Below are 17783 nucleotides of genomic sequence, written 5' to 3' on the forward strand. Positions count from 1 at the left end.
TGAGAAAATATTGTTGTGAACCTGCACAAAACTGTGGTCTTGCCCCCAACAAGCTGTTGTTGGTCAAAAAAAACGCTCCCGTTGGGGAGCGCTTGGTATCTTAATAAAGGAATTCCTTTAGCTGTTCATGGAGGACAGGATAAATTCCTTAAAGTCTTTGGAAATCGGTATCAAATTATTATTGATCATGATATCCTTGGAGTTGATGGCATCAATGTGGTCCACATTGACGATGTAGGATTTATGTGCCCTGTAAAATTTATTTTTGGGCAATTTTTCCAAATAGTCCTTCAGCGGAGAGCGCACCAAGAACTTTTTATCTGCCGTATTGACTTCCAAATAAACATTGTCTGCCTTAATGAACTGGATATCACTAAACTGTATACGATAATACAAATGTTGCTTTTTGACGAAAATGGAATCCTTCAAAATGGAATTGGAGGTGATTTCATCCGCTGCATCATCATCCGATACTTTCTCAACCCCTTTTTTGTTGTAGTTGAAATTGGATAGTGCTATCTCGATGGATGTATACAGGTCCTGTTGTTCAAAAGGCTTTACCAAATACCCATCCGGCTTTACGGTTTTAGCATTCTCTACCGTGGCGCGGTCGGAGTTAGAAGTTACAAAGATGAATGGAATATTATACGTTTCACGAATGTGCTTGCCCAAATCGATTCCTGTCTTGTCCGAAGCCAAGATGATATCAATCAAAACAAGGTCTACATGATTATTTTTAAGGACATCTACGGCTTGTTCGTATACAATCACATTGTCCACGATCTCATAACCGATTTCCTCTAACATGGATTGCATATCATCAGCAATGATGACATTATCCTCTACGATCAAAATTTTTATCGGATGTTCCAAGTTCCTTTAAGTTTATTTGGTTGTATATCAAATTTACAAAAAAATATTAACTGAAATTAAGAATAATACCGCTAGCAAAAAGGTGCTCAAAGCGACTTTCTTCAGTTCGGGATCTAAATGACCTGGATTTTGGGTCTGCATCACTTTGCGCAGATGAATGAGCAATGGCACAAAGGCCAGCATGAAAAAGCTGGCTTTCCAACCCCAACCTTCCAACCAAATAAAGACAGAAAAGCATATCAGGGCCGTAATAATCAAAAAACCATGATAAATTTTCCCCCTATCAAAGCCCATTTTTACCACCAGCGTTACCTTACCATGCTTTTTATCGGAAACCATGTCCCGCAAGTTGTTCAAATTGAGAACAGCGACACATAACAACCCAATGGCGATGGCAGGGAAAAGGGCAACCGCATCCAACGATTTAGTAAACAGAAACATACTGCCCAAAACACCTAGCAGACCAAAGAACAGGAAGACAAAAAGGTCACCCATACCTCGATAGCCATAGGCTTTGGAGCCAATGGTATAGTTTATGGCGGCCCAGATACTCAGCAGCCCCAACACAAAGAATAGAATAATGTAGGGCAAGTTTTCCAAACCGAATGCCAAATAAATAAGCGCTAAAGCGATGAGCAGGGTCAGTATCGTGGAAACAATAATCCCATTTTTGAGCGACGCCCGAGTTATGGTACCGCTTTGCAGGGCGCGTGCCGGACCAATGCGGTCCTCGTTGTCGGTTCCCTTTACACCATCACCATAATCGTTGGCGAAGTTGGAGATTACCTGAAAACCAATCGTGGTCAACAGTGCCAAAACAAATAGGGTCCCATCAAAATATCCTTTATAGGCAGCCAGTGCAGTACCTACAATAATCCCTGATAAAGAAAGTGGGAGTGTACGAAGTCTAGCCGCTTGTATCCAAGCCTTTGTGTTTCCCAAGTTTAGTACGGATCTTCAATTTTGACACGTTGGCCATCAATATAAGAGGCTACAAACGCATCTTCTAAACCAATTTGAACCAAAAACTTTCTAAGCTTTTGGGCCTCCTCCAAAGTTTCATAATTACCAAATGAATAGGCATAAAACGGATTGGTTTTTACAAAAAGTGTATTGGTCAGAGCTTCCGAGGCCAAGGTCACATTGTTGTCCACAAAAGACTTCACTTGTACGGAGTAGATTTTTTCCTTGTTCAAAAATTCCTTGGCCAAATAAAATTCCTTTACCAAGCTCAATTCTTGGTTTTGTTTCTTCAGATTATCTATACGGGCCCTGATCACATCCAAGCTGTCCAACGAGAACAGGACATTGCTCTGGTTCTCAAATTGTTGTTTGCTGCTCAATCCAGCAGTGAATGAGGTTATGGCAAGTGTACCGATAACGAACAGGCCAACAAATCCCAAAAGGATATTTCGCTGTAATTTGATTTTGCGTAAATCCTTGTTCTTGAACTTGATCTGATCAAGAAGTCTTTCGTTTATAATCTGGGCCTTATCTATATCCTTATGAAGGTCCAACAAATCGCTTTCTTCAATAAAAGGCATATTAGGAGGAGGTTGTTAAATTAAGCCATGCTAACCGCAAGGCAACCAATACGTTAATCTGAATCCCTACAAAAATAAAATATTTGGGTTAAGAAAAAAACTTTACGGCGCTAAAGCTACCATAAATAGGGTCTTGGCGTTGTTTTTGGTCTAAAGTAAGCGGATACCGTCTTCCTGTATACTGATTTTACGTTGACGGTACAGAATACCCACCCCTTTTTTAAAGGCTTTTTTGCTCAAATGAAGGGTCTTTTGGATTGTTTCGGGCGACGATTTATCGTGCAAGGGCAAAAAGCCACCACTTTGCACAAGTTTGTCCAAAATCATTTTGGCTGTCGGTTCCAACATTTTGGCTCCAATGGGCTGTAGTGAAATATCCAGTTTTTTGTCATCCCGAACATTTTTTACAAAACCATTCAGACGATCGCCCACCGAAACCGGTTTGAAGATATCACTGTCAAAAATGAGTCCTTTGTGACGATTATCCACGATGACTTCCCACCCCAGCGGAGTTTTTCGATACACCAAAAGGTCCACTGGATCATTTTGCTCGTAATCCACACTATCGTTGGACAAAAACTTATCTATCCTGCTCGAGCCCGTAAGACGCATACTTTCCTCGTCCATATAGCAATGGACAATATATTTTTGACCATCCTCCATGCGTTGCGATTGCTCCCTAAATGGCACCAACAAATGCTTTTCCAATCCCCAATCCATAAAGGCGCCGTAGGCTCCCACTTCGACCACTTGCAAGTAGGCAAACCCATTACGGACAATTTTGGGCTTCAATGTGGTTGAGATGGGGCGTTCCGCATTGTCCAAATAACAGAACACTTCCATTTCTTGGTCTATTTCAAAATCCTCGGGCACGTATTTATTGGGCAACAAAATTTCCGTTCCTTCCTCATCTCCCAAAAAAAGCCCTATACTAGTGCTCCTGAGCACCTTAAGGGTATTGTAGTTTCCCAGTTCTATCATGCGGTAAAGGTAGTTGTAAAAACGGGTATAAAAAAAGCTGTCCGCAATCGAACAGCTCTTTTTTAATAGTGAACATCCTAGTTATATACCGATTCCTTACCAAAGTGCTTGGCCAAAATATAGTAGATAACGGCGCGATGCTTGTTTTTTTCCGATCGTCCGTACGTATCAATAACGCTGTTGATGGACTCCATTAGTGCTGGGGTATCGGCGAGTCCCAATTTTTTGATCAAGAAATTGTTCTTTACGGTTTCCAGTTCCTTTTCGTCAGAACCGGATACTTTGGATGCATCCAAATTGTAAATGGCAGGGCCCAATCCAACCGCTACTTTGGTCAACAAATCCATATCAGGATCTTGTCCAAATTTGTTTTTGATGTCCGCAGCGTACTTTTCGATCAATTCGTCTCTTTTACTCATAATCTGTTAGTGTTCTAGTTTGATTTACAGTTAAGCTTCTAAGATATAAAATCGAAGTACCCAAGCAAAATTTTATTGTTCAAAACCCGTGGTGTGGCGACTTCCAAGATTTTTGGCCGTTCCGATTTCCCATAAAATACATGGAGCGAATCTTTCAGTTCAGCTTCATTGTTCGCTTTCAAATAATCGTAACCGTACATTTTCGCCAAATGTTCCGCCGATAAATTGTGGCTGGTCTCAAAAAAGGTCTCAAACTCCTCGGTCTCCTCCATTCCGGGTAAGATCCTAAAAATACCTCCTCCGGAATTATTGATGAGTACAATCCTAAAATCAGGACGGGTATAACCGTTCCAAAGGGCATTGCTATCGTAAAAAAAGCTCAAATCGCCTGTAAGCAGAACTGTTGGGGAATCGCTATAAATGGAACTGCCCAGGGCCGTGGATGTGCTTCCATCAATACCGCTTGTACCGCGATTGCAGTATACTTTTAATGATTTATCCAACGCAAAGAGTTGGGCGTAGCGTACCGTGGAACTATTGGCCAAATGCACCTGATACCCTTTGGGTATTTTTTTGATGATTTGATGAAAAGCGGTGAAATCCGAAAACGGAATCTCATGGAGATAGTCTTCGCGCTTCTTTTCGTAAATGTCCTTTTTGGTTTCCCAAAACCGTTTGTAATGGCTTTCTCCGAAACTTTCTGTCGCAACCTCCCTAAAAAAACGGTTGGGGTCTGCTTTGATGTGTTTGGTCAGGCAATAGAAGGTATTGTTGGCCTTTTTCACATCTATATGCCAGTGTTGTTTGGGCTTGTATTTTCGTAGAAAGGCCTTTATTTTTTTGGATACGATCAATCCACCAAAGGTGACCAATAGGTCGGGTTGCAAAGCATTGAAAAGCTCTGCTGCATTTTTGGATTTTTCGATAGGCGCGATAATGCTATCTATGCTTTCGAAGAATTCCGGATGATGCAAATTGGAAGTGGTTTCGGTAAACAAAACGGTATCCGGGTCCTTGGCCAAAAGCTGCAACACTTCCTCTTCCAAGGCGTTGGGATGGTTAACCCCTGCCAGGACCATTTTTCGTGGAAGACTCTTCCAAATAGCGGCCAGGGTTTCCCAATCTTCATGTTGCATATCGCCCACAATTTCAGAGAGCTGGTAATTTTGAAGCTGCACCGAAGGCTCCTCTACCCTACCGTACAAGGGTTCCTCAAAAGGAATATTGATGTGCACCGGATATTTTTCATCAAAAGCAACTGAAAGTGCTTTGGCGATTTCCCTTTCGTTATAGTCCTGAACCTGTTCCTGATTATCATCCAATAAGTGCGGGCCATATTTTGAAATGGTTTCTGTGGCATGGGAAACATCCTGCTTCAAATTGGCCGAATAACCGATGTGCTTTTCCATCACATTTTTCTGTCGAATGGTCTGTCCGTCCCCGATATCGATGCGGTAGCTTGGTCTGTCCGCAGAAACCACTATCAAAGGAATATCGCTGTAGTAGGCCTCTGCCACTGCGGGATAAAAATTGAGCAACGCACTTCCCGAAGAGCAAATTACAGCCACCGGTTCCCGCAAATGCTGGGCCATGCCCATAGCAAAGAACGCGGCACAGCGTTCGTCCACAATACTAAAACACTTGAAAAACGGATTTTTTGTAAAACTGATGGTCAACGGGGCATTTCTGGACCCCGGTGAGATAACTATGTTCTTTACGCCCCTTGCTTTAAAGTACAGTGTCAAGGTCTGCGCTGCCGGAATATCTGAATACGTCATGGACTACAAAAATACGCTTTCTTCAGATTAATTCCTTGCTACAAATGGCTCCATTTTACAAAATACCGAGCATGGTTTTGCTTTTGTTTTGGGTTTCAATCCATTCGCTTTCCGGGTCGGAGGCCTCAGTGATTCCGCCTCCCACAAAAATAAAAGCTTTATTGCTTTTCAATTCCATGCAACGAAGATTTACAAAAAGTGATGTTTCCCCTTCTTGTGCGAGGTTGAGTTCCCCCAAAAAACCTGTGTAGTAGGTTCTTTGGTAGTTTTCGTTCGCCGCGATAAACAATTGGGCCTCGCTCGTTGGAATGCCACAAACCGCTGGGGTCGGGTGCAAAGCCTTGATTACTTCGCGCACCTTTATATGGGGCAACATAGCACCTCGAACCTCAGAGCGCAGGTGCCACAAATTACCTGCCCGAACCGATTCTGCTTCATCAATCTCAAGCACCTCCATGGCATGGGCCAATTTGTCCCCAATATATTCGGACACCATTTGTTGTTCTTGAATTTCTTTTTCACCCCATTGGGGTTCCTCATTTTCGATATGGGGAAGGGTCGCCGCCAAGGACATGGTCTGCAATTGTTTATTTTTTACCCGGACCAAGGTTTCTGGGGTGGCACCGCACCAAGTACCCACTTTAGGGTGATGGAACAAATATCCAAATGCACTGGGATAGGTGCTCAGAAGGGTCTTGAAAATTTGTATAGGGGATTTGGCAAATTCCACTGCAATCTGCCTTGACAAGACTACCTTTTGCAGTCTTCCTTTTTTTATTTCAGCAATTCCCCGTTCCACCAATTTTAAGTGATTCTCACGCCCCAATTCGTCCAAATTAACCTTGGCAGGATGTTGTTCCCTTTCAGGGACATATTCAGCCGTCCAAAATGCATCGGGTTGAATCAGTATGGCCTTATCCGCCTTATCGAACGGTGCAAAAACAAAACCACTTTCCGTAAAATCCTTGGTCAGTTTTAAATCTGTGGAAGACTGAAAAACACCATACATTTGGGTAGCATCAGGCTTTCGGTAAATGACAAAGGGCAAGCCTTTTTCCAGACTCTCCCCTGCCTTATCGAAGATGGTATCGAGGTCTTTATTTTCTAGGTAATGCAATGGTGGTCAATTTACAGTTGGAGATGAGTTGGCCTTCTTCGTCCGTAATTTTTATTTCCCAGAGCTGGGTGGTCCTTCCCTTGTGCAAAATGGATGCCTTGGCATACACAAAACCTTCTTTGATGGACTTTACGTGATTGGCCGCAATCTCGATTCCACGTACAAGGAACTTTTGACCGTCCAAAAAAATGTAGGAAGCAGCACTGCCAACACTCTCGGCAAGGGCGACGGAAGCTCCTCCATGGAGCACGCCATCGGGCTGATGCACCCTTGGCGTAACCGGCATTTTGGCCAAGAGAAAATTCTCCCCAACATCCACGTAGGTGATATCCAAGGTTTCCATTAGGGTGTTTTTGCAAATTTCGTTGCAAACGGACAAAATCTTCTCTTTGTGTTCGTTCATCGTTCTACTTTTTTGTAAAATTACACAAAGCTCCGGCAATAGCGAACAAAGTCATTCCAATCATGTCAAACCCAGAAAAAACGGTAACCTATTCCACCGAAAACACCTATCTGACCAAAAACGAACTCACCCCAAAAACCAAGAATGTTTGGCTGATTTTTCATGGTATTGGTTATCTGAGCCGCTATTTTGTCAAATATTTTGAGGGATTGGACATGGAGGAAAACTACCTCATTGTGCCGCAAGCACCCTCCAAATACTATTTGAAAAACGAGTACAAATACGTTGGTGCTAGTTGGTTGACCAAGGAAAACACAGCTATGGAGGTGAAAAACGTGCTTAACTATATTGATGCCGTGCTAGAGGCAGAGCATATTCCGGAAAAAGTCAATTTTGTGGTCTTCGGGTTCTCCCAAGGGGTTTCCATTGCGACCCGTTGGCTTGCGGGCAAAAAAGTACGTTGTAAACTCTTGGTCCTCTACGCTGGTGGTATTCCCAATGAGCTCACTAGTTCCGATTTTGATTTTTTGGATTACGATTCAACCGAAGTCAAAATCATCTATGGCGATCAAGATGAATTTCTTACCCCTGAACGATTGAAAGGTGAGAAAGTAAAAATTGATGAATTGTTTCAAGGCCAAGCCGAAATCATAACCTTTAAAGGAGGTCATGAAGTCAAGCCGAAAATCATAGCGAAATTATTGGAATAGTTAATTGGAGGTCTGTTCCTTGGGTTCTGCTTCCTTAAAGTATTCAATGGTACGGGTAGTGTAACTATTTCCTGGCGTCACGATTTTTTTTACCCAATTACGGGGAGTATGGTTATCAAACTGAAAAATATACTTATCCGTGGACTCAGTGTTTACCGTTTTGTGGATCACTTTGCTCAAAACTCCATCCGTATACTGATAAAAACGCTTTTCTTGGGAAACAAATTCCTTTTCGGCCTTATCGTATAAAAAGTCTTCGCTAGTGACCAATTTACCGGCTTCGTTAAAGACCTCCTCGTTAGCTGTATTGGGTTCTCCGTCAATATATTCCTTGGTGAGTACTACTTTTTGGGTTTTGTTTCCCACCTTTTTGGTGGAGGTACGTACGGATTTTTGCAAAATTCCATTGGTAAAAGTACTGACCGTTTCCTCGTTTTTCACTGTGGAATAGTCAAAAGTCGATTCGTCCACACCTTCCCCGTTGGAGGTGGTGATGCGCACCAACTTGCCTTCCTCATCATAATAGTATTGCTGTTGCTCCAGGAATTGCTTATCGTACGAAATAATTTTTTCAATAATGGTCTTGGTTGGAACGGTATCTACTTCATAAAAATTGGCCATGGAAGTGGATTCGTCGAGAACATTGTTCTTGTAACTTTCCATCCGTTTCTCCAATAATTCCCCATTCTGATATTTGTAGTACGTAATATCTTGGTCCGTGTCGTTATATTGGGTCACGGTTTTAGTCAATACCCCCTCCTTGTTGAATTCGAACAACTCTTTGCCATAATTGGTGGATACCAAACACGATTTCACCCTGCCATTTAGGTCAAAGTCCTTCAGGGTGAAAATCTGCACTTCTTGGGACCAAATCCCAAAAACGAAGAACAACGAAAGAAAAGATGTAATGGCGTAGTGTTTTTTCATGTTGTAAAATTAATCGTAAAAACAACAACCGAAAAATCTTAGGGCACATATCATGCCGCAATAGGAAAGAAATATCTTAAAATTTACGTTGGGGGTCAAAAGGGGCTATACCCATGGATAATTCTTGCCCGGAAATGATCTCGGTGACCAATTTACCTGTAGCAGGACCCAAGCTCCATCCCATCATGGCATGACCGGTAGCAATGGTGAGGTTATTCATGTGCTTGACCCTCCCAATATAAGGAAGCCCATCCGGTGAAACTGGACGAAGTCCACATTTGGCCTTGGCCTTGGCCTTTTCGGGGATGCTCAAACCTTCATAGTAGCTTTCCACTCCTTTGGCTATGGCCTCTACCCGCTCCTTACGAATGGTATGGTTGATTCCCGAAAACTCCATAGTGCCGGCAAATCGGGTAAAACCTTCCATAGGGGTGACAGCAATCTTTTTTTCCATCAAAATGGCGGGGAACGTAATTCCTGTAGGCTCTTCCATGTTGATTCGATACCCCTTTCCTGCTTGCAGGGGCAGTTGTAACCGGATTTTCTTTGATAGGTCGGACGTCCATGAACCTGCAGCCAGAATCACTTCATCTGCCGAATAGGCACCCTGCTCCGTCCGCACTTCTGTAATTCGTTTGCCCACTACAGACAAGTCGGTTACACCTTCGTTTTTACGCACATCTACCCCACTTCTCATGAGATAGTCCAACAAATTCTTCATGATTAGCGGTGGTGTGGTATGCCTATCGCATTCCCAAAGAACGGCTCCTTTTGCATTTATGGTTACGTCGGGTTGCAAGTCCTGCAATTCCTGTTTGGTCAACAATCTACTGTTCAACCCCAAATCCTTGGCCTTTTCCACCACTTCCATTTCGTGGTCGCGAGCCTTATCAGTCTGGAACATCATCAACAACCCTTGGTTGCCAATTTCAAAGTGTCCCAAATCTCCAGAGGCTTGGATTCCTTCAAACAGTTCCCGGCTCAACAGGTTAATGTCGCGAATTACCGGCATTGCCTTCTCTACCTTGGCTTTGGTGGAGGACTTTTTAAAGTACCATGCCCATTTCATGAAATCGATATCCCATCTGGGTTTCATATAAAAGGGGCTCGAGGAGTTGAACATATACTTGATTCCTTGGGTAATCATGCCTGGTGAGGCCAAGGATACGATATGGCTTGGCGTTAAATAGCCTGCATTTACAAAAGAAGCTCCGGCCGAAATATCCGATTTGTCCAATACGGTCACCTGATGTCCTTCCTTGTGCAAAAAATATGCTGTGGAAAGACCAACGATTCCTCCTCCGATCACAATCACAGTTTTGCTCTTGCCCATAGTGCGCCATTTAATGGTTTCCACAAATTCGAAGTACCAAGATACATAAAGGACTTGATTCCGTTAAAATGGTCGATGTGATTTCTTTAACTAACTTTTGACTACTTTTGGGGGATTTTGAAAACCAACTCTAATGAAAAAATTACTTCTCTTGGTGCTGGGGTTATCCTTGGCATGCAATTCTTCCCAAAAAACCGTTTCCGAGGCAGCCAAACCTATGGCCGACCCTGTGCCGTATGCCGAAACAATTACCGAGGCAGACCTCAAAGAACATTTATACACCTACGCTTCGGATGAGTTTGAAGGAAGGGAAACCGGCACTCCGGGACAGAAGAAAGCCGTGGAATATATCAAGGCGCACTACCAATCCTTGGATGTTCCTCCTGCCAAATCCAATGGGGATTACTTTCAAAAAGTGCCTTTGGAAGTTTCAAAAGTTCCTGTGGGAAGCCTAAGTTTTAATGGTCAAGCCTTTGAACTGGGCAAAGAAGTGGTGACCTTTACCTCTGCCCAGGGCACTTATAACGAAATTGTGTACGCAGGATACGGTATCGAAGATGGGGACTATTCCGATTACAGCGGCATTGATGTATCGGGCAAATTGGTACTGATGAAAGCGGGCGAGCCTGTGGACAGTGATGGAAATTATGTGTTGTCCGGTACTTCAGAAAAATCGGAATGGAGCAATCTGTCCGAATCCATTAGCAAAAAAGCATCTATTGCCAACGACAAGGGAGCCAAAGGTGTTTTGTACCTCGATGTTCAAAACTTCCCAAGATTCCGAGGATATTTTGATTTTATCAGAACCAATGACAGCGGAAGAATGCAACTTGCCGGAGATACTGACAACCCGATGCTGCTTATCTTGGACATGCCTGCTGCACAAGCCATTAAGTCTGATATTGAGGAAGACGACGTTCCTAAAGTTGTACAGGCCGATATTGATTTGAATTTGACCAGTGGCAATGACCAGATCGATTCCGAAAATGTGGTGGCCTTTATTAAAGGAAGTGAAAAACCAGAGGAATATGTGATCATTTCCTCCCACTTAGATCATATAGGGGTCACTGCCGATGGGCAAATCAACAATGGTGCGGACGACGATGGTTCGGGTACCGTGGCTTTGTTGGAAATCGCGCAAGCCTTTAAAAAAGCGGCCGATGAAGGGAACGGACCCAAGCGCTCGGTAGTTTTTCTCCACGTAACAGGAGAGGAAAAAGGACTTTTGGGGTCAAGATATTATACTGATGTTGACCCGGTCTTTCCTTTGGAAAATACCGTGGTGGACCTCAACATTGATATGATCGGGCGTATTGACCCCAACTACGCTGGGGCGAGAAATTACCTATACATTATCGGTTCGGACAAGTTGAGTACGGAACTGCACAACCTATCCGAAGCGGTGAATAAAAAATACACCAACATTGAGTTCGACTATACGTACAACGATGAAAACGACCCCAATCGTTTTTATTACCGAAGCGACCATTACAATTTTGCCAAAAACAATATCCCTATCATCTTTTATTTTAACGGTACGCATGCGGACTATCACCGCCCTGGCGATACTCCGGATAAAATCAATTACGACCTGTTGGAAAACCGCGCCCGCCTTATATTTTACACGGCTTGGGAAATTGCCAACAGACCTGGAAGATTGGTGGTTGACAAGGCTGCGGATTAAGAGATTGACCTTTTGTAGATAGAAAAGAATATGAGATTTTAAACTTGAACAAAAGTATATCCAAAATTCAAGCTAAAAACAAAAATCCCGAACCAAAAATGGTCCGGGAATTTTTCTAAACTCAAGGGTGGAAGACCGGGTTCGAACCGGCGACCTCTGGAACCACAATCCAGCGCTCTAACCAACTGAGCTACAACCACCATTTAAAGCGGATGCAAAAATACTTTTTTGTAATGATTCGACCAAAATATTTTTCAAATTCCAACAATTTATTATTCCCGCCCCATTCAAGGGCTTTACCAACCAATTGATTTTCTGTTACCCTGCGTTCAAACGCCAAACCGTATAATTTATCGATAAAATGCACGTTTTTAAGACCAAACACACATTTTTGGGCATTTCACAACATTTAATTCCCATCGTGTCGTTTTAAAATTAGTTTTACAGCAAATATTTTCAACTTGGTGTTGTCAGAAAAAAACTTCATACCAAAGCATGCCACGACCATGTTGCGCATTTTACTTTGCGCCTTCATGCTCGCCGTATCGCTACCGGTTCTGGCACAATCCTCCAACGAAAGGGATAGCTTGGCCTACCGTCTTCAGCGCTTGGAGTCCACCAACCGTTTTAACCCTAAGGACACCACACATATCAAACTATTGGTGGAACTTGCCTTTTCGTACCGCTATTTGGAAATGGATAGCCTTTATTCCATAGGAAAGAGAGCTTTGGAGTATAGCGAACAAATAGATTACACCTACGGTAAAGTAAAGGGGTTGGATGCACTGGGCAATTACTATTACAACAAAGGGGAGCGAGAAAAATCCATGCCCTTGTTCCAAGAAGCCCTTAGATTGGCAACAGAAGCCAAGGACATTCCCTCCGAACTTTCCATTATAAATGCCATGGCCCAAAACTACAGTTTTGAGGGCAATTATGCCGAGGCATTAAACCTCAACCTGAAGGGCATAGATTTGGCCAGAGAAATTGACAACCAACCGATGCTGTCCGTATTGAACGAGAATATTGCGGGATTGTATGCGGACCAAAAAGATTTTAAAAATGCCCTGATGTTCTATGACACTGTTCAAAAAATAAACAGGAGATTGGGCGATGAGGTAATTGACGCGGAAACACAAAGCAACATGGCGTCCCTATACAAGGATGCGAAGGATTACAAAAATGCCATGTTCAATATCAACAGGAGCATCAGCACTTTTGAAAAGCATAAAGTATATGATTGGCTGGCCTATGCCTACGAAGTAAAAGGCGATATTTATCTTGATCAAGAAAAATACAAGTGGGCGCTATACTGGTACGATCAGAGCAATATGTTGTTCAAACATCAGATTGAAGATGACCGGATCAAGATTCAATTGATGAACGGGATGGCAAAAGTATATTTTGGTTTGGAGCAGGACAGTCTTGCTTTAGTATATGCCAAAAAAGGCCTTGCATTGTCCGATAAAATCAAATCCTTGCAAGGAAAAATAGATTGCTCCGAAACTTTGTACAAGGTTCACAAGAAAAATGGCAATACTCCTGAGGCATTGGCCTATCTGGAAAGTTTTAAAATATTGTCCGATTCCCTGTTCAAGGATAAGAACAAGCAAAGTCTTTCCCTTTTGGAGACCAAATTGCAATACGAACAGGAAAAACAGGAACTTATCGAGGCCAACGAGACAGCCTTGGCCAAACAAAGGAACTACATCTATTTTTCGGTTATTATCCTTATGATTCTCAGCATCATCACCTTTGTGATCCGCAGAAGTGAGAACATCCAAAGAAAACTGAACAGGGAGCTCAAGGAAAAGTCCACTGCCGTAACACAACGGGAAGCGCAACTGCATGAAATCAATAAGACCAATACCAAGCTGTTCTCCATCATCGGCCACGACCTTCGGGGCCCAATCGGTGGGCTACAAAGCATGCTAAAGCTATTTACGGATGGTGAAATAAGCACCAAGGAATTCGTATCCTTTATCCCAAAGCTCAAAACCGATGTGGATAATATCTCTTTTACGCTGAACAACTTGTTGTCTTGGGGTATGAACCAACTCAACGGAGTGGTGACCAAACCCAAACGGGTCTCCCTTTCAAATTTGGTGAACAACAATATTCAATTATTATCGGAGATTGCCAACAGCAAGTCCATTAAGATTATCAACCAACTTCCTGAAAATCCAAGGATATGGGCCGATAGCCATCAAATGGATATTGTTGTCCGAAATATTTTGAGCAACGCCATCAAGTTCACCCCCGAAAACGGATTGATTACCATAAACGCCGTGGAAAAGGCTGGCATGTGGCAGGTATCCATTCGTGACACAGGTATTGGAATGACAGCGGAAATGCAACGTTCCATTTTCAAGGACTCTTCCAACATCACCACTTACGGTACAAATAATGAAAAAGGCACCGGCCTGGGACTTTCGTTGTGCAAGGAAATGGTGCTTAAAAACAATGGTGAAATTTGGGTGGACAGTGTTCCACGCAAAGGGACTACCTTTTACTTTACCGTGCCCAAAGCGGTCAACCGCTACCAAAAAGCTTCCTAGATCAAGTCGTAAAGGCTGTCAACACCCACAAAGCGCTCTACGGTAAAGCCTTCGGCATATTCCACCCCAATCATACGACCTAAATCCCGTGCGCGGTAATTCACGCTATCCGTAAAGTTTTTACTGCTGATGGGAGTTTCAGGCTCTTTACTGTTGGGATCATAAAACTGCGAAGCATACGCCATGATGGCTTCCGTTTTCTTATCGATAAAACCAGTGACATCGACCACAAAATCGGGTTCAAGGTTTTTCCACTGTATAAAGTGATACACCACTTTGGGTCTCCAGGCGTCCTGCCATTGGTCGTCCCCGTCCATTTTGGTATCAATTTTTCTGAGTCCGCTCAAAAAACAGGAGTCGCTCACGAGCTTGCTTCCTTTGGCATGATCAATATGACGGTCCTCCACCGCATTGCATATCACAATATCCGGCCTATATTTTCTGATGATTTTGATGAGTTCTAATTGGTGTTCCTTATCGTTCACAAAGAAACCATCGGCAAATTCCATGTTTTCCCGAACGGCAACGCCCAAGATTTCGGCTGCCTTGGCCGCTTCTTGGTCCCTGATTTCGGCTGAGCCCCGTGTGCCCAATTCCCCTCGGGTCAAATCAACGATGCCTACTCTTTTTCCTTTGGAAACTTCCTTTGCAATGGTGGCACCGGCCCCCAATTCGGCATCATCGGGATGCGCTCCAAATACTAAAATGTCTAACTTCATAGGTGTTATGCCGTAACGGTCATGGATTTTACTTTGGCAATGGCCTGTTCAATATCAGCGATCAAATCTTCTATTTCCTCTATTCCCAAAGAAAAGCGAATCAATGAATCCTTTATTCCTTGTTTGGCCCTATCTTCTGGACTCATAAGGGAATGGGATGTTTGTGTTGGTGAAAGCATTGTACTCTCTATCCCGGCCAAACTCATGGATGGCTTGATTAGCTTCAACTCCTTGAAGAAGAGCGATGCATCAATTTCTGGATTCAACTCAAACGAAAGCATTCCACCAAAACCTGTCATTTGCGATTTGGCCAACTCATGTCCCGGATGATTTTTAAGTCCTGGATAATACACATTGTCCACATCTTTACTTTGACTCAAATAGGTGGCCATTTTCATCGCATTTTCATTTTGTGCCTTCACCCGAATGGCCATGGTTTTCAAACTGCGCTCCAACAACCAAACGGTGTATTCGCTCAAGCTACCTCCAAAACAGATGCCTGTTTGCCACACCATATCCATATGTTCTTTTGATGCCGCTACCACACCTGCCGTAATATCCGAATGTCCGCCCATATATTTGGTTGCACTGTGCACTACCACATCAATACCAAAATCAGCTGGGGTTTGATTAATGGGGCTGGCAAATGTATTGTCGATCATGGACAGGATTCCTTTCCTTTTGGCCAAATCGGCCACGCCCTTGATATCTGTAATGGTCAATAAGGGATTGGAGGGCGTTTCTAGGTACAACACCTTGGTATTGGGTTTGATTTCTCGTTCAAAATCGGATACCTCCCAACCTTCGGTGAAAGAATACTCGATTCCAAAGCGCTCCAACTGACTGACCGCAAAATGATAAGTACCCCCATAAATGGTCTGTTGCAATACCACATGGTCACCCTGCTGTAAAAAGGTCATTAAAGCTGTGCTGATGGCCGCCATGCCGCTACCAAAAATCAAAGCGGCTTCGGTATGCTCCAATGCTGCCAATTTTTGGCACAGTGCTTCCTGATTGGGCGTGTTGTAATATCTGGGGTACCGTTTCACATCCACATCCTCAAATTGGTAAGAGGTGCTCATATACAAGGGGGATACTGCCCCTTTGAATTCTTTGTCCTCCAATTCCCCGACGTGGGTGCAGATGGTGTTCACTCCTTTTTTATTGGTGCTCATGAAAATCTTCTTTAGGATAAAGATACGAAACCCATCATACTTGGACTTTCTTCCATTTTCCTTTTTTGAACCATACCATGGCCAATACCGCCAATAATACTTCGGCCAAGGTAATGGCCAAGAAAACACCAATGGCACCCCACCCCAAAACCAAAGCGGAAACATAGGCCAATGGCAATTGGAAGAACCAAAATGAGATCAAATTGATCTTGGTAGGTGTTCTGGTATCCCCTGCCCCATTGAAGGCTTGAGTAACCACCATGCCGTAGGCGTAAAAAATATAACCGAGGGCAATTATCTGCAAGCAAAGCGCGCCACTCTTTACCACCTCTGGGGTAGCGTTGAACCAAGAAATGATGGTTTTGGCAAAAATGAGGTAGCCCAAAGATACCGTTCCCATAAAAATGGCATTGTATTTCCCTGTTTTCCAAACGGAACGTTCAGCACGTTCGGGCTGTTTGGCACCCAAGTTTTGGCCTACCAAGGTCGCCGCGGCATTGCTCATACCCCAAGAAGGCATCAAGGTGAACATCATTACCCGAATGGCAATGGTGTATCCTGCCAATACTTCGCTACCGAACTCCGACATGATACGCATCAAAAAAATCCAGCTGGAAGTACCTATCAAAAACTGGGCAATGCCCCCTAAGGATACCTTGATAAGATTCAACATAACCTTAAAGTTCAATACCAAATCCTTGGCCAGTAACTTTATCTTGCCCCAACCAAAGAACAAAATGCCCAATTGAAAAAGCACCGCGGTTCCCCTGCCAATGTTGGTGGCCACTGCTGCACCTTTTACGCCCATTTCGGGAATAGGTCCAAAACCAAAGATGAACATGGGGTCCAAGATAATGTTGAGTCCGTTGGAAAGTACCAAGGCCCACATGGCAATGGAGGCATTCCCTGCACCACGGAAAATGGCATTGATCAAAAACAAAAGTGTAATAGTAATATTGCCACCAATCAACCATTGGGTATAACCGTAGCCCTCGGCGATCAGTTCAGGTTCCCCGCCCATCAAGGCCAAAATCTCCTTGGCATATATGATACCGATTATGCCTATCAATACAGAAATCAAAACGCCCAAACTGATGGCTTGTACCGCCGCAATCCGTGCGCCTTGCACATCTTTTTCTCCGATTCTACGGGCCACAACAGCGGTTGCGGCCATACTGAGCCCTATGGCCAAGGCATACACCAAAGTGATGACCGACTCTGTAAGCCCAATGGTAGCCACCGCATTGACGCTTACTTTGGAAACATAGGCAATATCCACCAATGCAAAAATGGATTCCATGAGCATTTCCAAGATCATGGGAATAGAAAGCATAAAGATGGCCTTACGGATGCTTCCAGAGGTAAATTCGGTTTCCTTGCCCGAAATAGCTATCCAAAAATAGTGGATGAATTTTTTAAATGAATGTGTATGATGATGTGTCATTATCTAAGAATTATGTGTGAAAAAAGAAAGTAAATGTCAGATTCACCGAAGGAGTTTCGGTTACTGGTTTGGCCTAAGGCCAATGGTGACATCTATCGCGTACATAATTCTTATAACT

16 protein-coding genes and 1 tRNA gene are annotated in these 17783 nt (G+C 43.4%); 3 read left to right on the forward strand and 14 right to left on the reverse strand.

Annotated features, from left to right (window positions below):
- Window positions 1-117: 117 nt before the first annotated feature.
- From GGE08_RS14540 to GGE08_RS14575, 8 genes are all read right to left on the reverse strand, one after another.
- Window positions 118-873: a LytR/AlgR family response regulator transcription factor gene (locus tag GGE08_RS14540; RefSeq protein WP_179385615.1), complete on the reverse strand. Its 756-nt coding sequence runs from the start codon at window positions 871-873 to the stop codon at window positions 118-120.
- Between the two features lie 33 nt (window positions 874-906).
- The gene (menA, locus tag GGE08_RS14545; protein ID WP_179385616.1) at window positions 907-1815 is read right to left on the reverse strand and encodes a 1,4-dihydroxy-2-naphthoate octaprenyltransferase; all 909 of its coding nucleotides are present in this window, start codon (window positions 1813-1815) and stop codon (window positions 907-909) included.
- Between the two features lie 2 nt (window positions 1816-1817).
- Window positions 1818-2417 (reverse strand): SPOR domain-containing protein, encoded by a 600-nt coding sequence (locus GGE08_RS14550; protein ID WP_179385617.1) that lies wholly within the window; start codon window positions 2415-2417, stop codon window positions 1818-1820.
- Between the two features lie 150 nt (window positions 2418-2567).
- Window positions 2568-3398, reverse strand: a complete 831-nt coding sequence (locus GGE08_RS14555) for a S1 RNA-binding domain-containing protein (protein WP_179385618.1) — start codon at window positions 3396-3398, stop codon at window positions 2568-2570.
- Window positions 3399-3475: 77 nt separating this feature from the next.
- Window positions 3476-3817, reverse strand: coding sequence for a DUF2853 family protein (locus GGE08_RS14560; protein WP_179385619.1), 342 nt, complete (start codon window positions 3815-3817; stop codon window positions 3476-3478).
- Between the two features lie 38 nt (window positions 3818-3855).
- Window positions 3856-5595 (reverse strand): 2-succinyl-5-enolpyruvyl-6-hydroxy-3-cyclohexene-1-carboxylic-acid synthase, encoded by a 1740-nt coding sequence (gene menD, locus GGE08_RS14565; RefSeq protein WP_179385620.1) that lies wholly within the window; start codon window positions 5593-5595, stop codon window positions 3856-3858.
- Window positions 5596-5650: 55 nt separating this feature from the next.
- The gene (locus GGE08_RS14570; RefSeq protein ID WP_257024045.1) at window positions 5651-6712 is read right to left on the reverse strand and encodes a chorismate-binding protein; all 1062 of its coding nucleotides are present in this window, start codon (window positions 6710-6712) and stop codon (window positions 5651-5653) included.
- Window positions 6693-7115, reverse strand: a complete 423-nt coding sequence (locus GGE08_RS14575) for a PaaI family thioesterase (protein ID WP_179385621.1) — start codon at window positions 7113-7115, stop codon at window positions 6693-6695. The genes GGE08_RS14570 and GGE08_RS14575 overlap by 20 nt, the downstream gene beginning before the upstream one ends.
- Before the next feature lie 62 nt (window positions 7116-7177).
- Here GGE08_RS14575 and GGE08_RS14580 point away from each other — a divergent pair, with 62 nt between their 5' ends.
- Entirely contained in the window at window positions 7178-7825 is a 648-nt protein-coding gene (locus tag GGE08_RS14580) for an alpha/beta hydrolase (protein ID WP_179385622.1), read from the forward strand.
- Here the strand turns inward: GGE08_RS14580 and GGE08_RS14585 are convergent, their stop codons facing one another.
- Window positions 7826-8752, reverse strand: a complete 927-nt coding sequence (locus GGE08_RS14585; protein ID WP_179385623.1) for a hypothetical protein — start codon at window positions 8750-8752, stop codon at window positions 7826-7828.
- A gap of 76 nt (window positions 8753-8828) precedes the next feature.
- A complete protein-coding gene (locus GGE08_RS14590; RefSeq protein ID WP_179385624.1) occupies window positions 8829-10085 on the reverse strand; it encodes an NAD(P)/FAD-dependent oxidoreductase in 1257 nt (418 codons plus the stop codon).
- A gap of 133 nt (window positions 10086-10218) precedes the next feature.
- On the opposite strand from GGE08_RS14590, the gene GGE08_RS14595 reads away from it, so the two are divergent.
- Entirely contained in the window at window positions 10219-11769 is a 1551-nt protein-coding gene (locus tag GGE08_RS14595) for a M28 family peptidase (protein WP_179385625.1), read from the forward strand.
- 125 nt (window positions 11770-11894) lie between these two features.
- On the opposite strand, the gene GGE08_RS14600 is transcribed toward GGE08_RS14595, so the two are convergent.
- Window positions 11895-11970, reverse strand: a tRNA-His gene (locus GGE08_RS14600).
- A gap of 263 nt (window positions 11971-12233) precedes the next feature.
- Between GGE08_RS14600 and GGE08_RS14605 the strand changes: the two genes are divergently transcribed.
- Window positions 12234-14327: an ATP-binding protein gene (locus GGE08_RS14605; protein ID WP_179385626.1), complete on the forward strand. Its 2094-nt coding sequence runs from the start codon at window positions 12234-12236 to the stop codon at window positions 14325-14327.
- Here the strand turns inward: GGE08_RS14605 and bshB1 are convergent.
- From bshB1 to GGE08_RS14620, 3 genes are read right to left on the reverse strand one after another with little or no spacing between them, the layout of a single operon-like run.
- Window positions 14324-15046, reverse strand: coding sequence for a bacillithiol biosynthesis deacetylase BshB1 (bshB1, locus tag GGE08_RS14610; protein WP_179385627.1), 723 nt, complete (start codon window positions 15044-15046; stop codon window positions 14324-14326). The two genes, GGE08_RS14605 and bshB1, sit on opposite strands and share 4 nt — an antisense overlap.
- Before the next feature lie 5 nt (window positions 15047-15051).
- Entirely contained in the window at window positions 15052-16221 is a 1170-nt protein-coding gene (locus GGE08_RS14615) for a PLP-dependent aspartate aminotransferase family protein (RefSeq protein WP_179385628.1), read from the reverse strand.
- Window positions 16222-16255: 34 nt separating this feature from the next.
- Entirely contained in the window at window positions 16256-17665 is a 1410-nt protein-coding gene (locus GGE08_RS14620; protein WP_179385629.1) for an MATE family efflux transporter, read from the reverse strand.
- Between the last annotated feature and the right edge of the window lie 118 nt (window positions 17666-17783).

Source organism: Allomuricauda sp. ARW1Y1 (assembly GCF_013407935.1).
In the GTDB taxonomy this organism is placed as follows: domain Bacteria; phylum Bacteroidota; class Bacteroidia; order Flavobacteriales; family Flavobacteriaceae; genus Flagellimonas.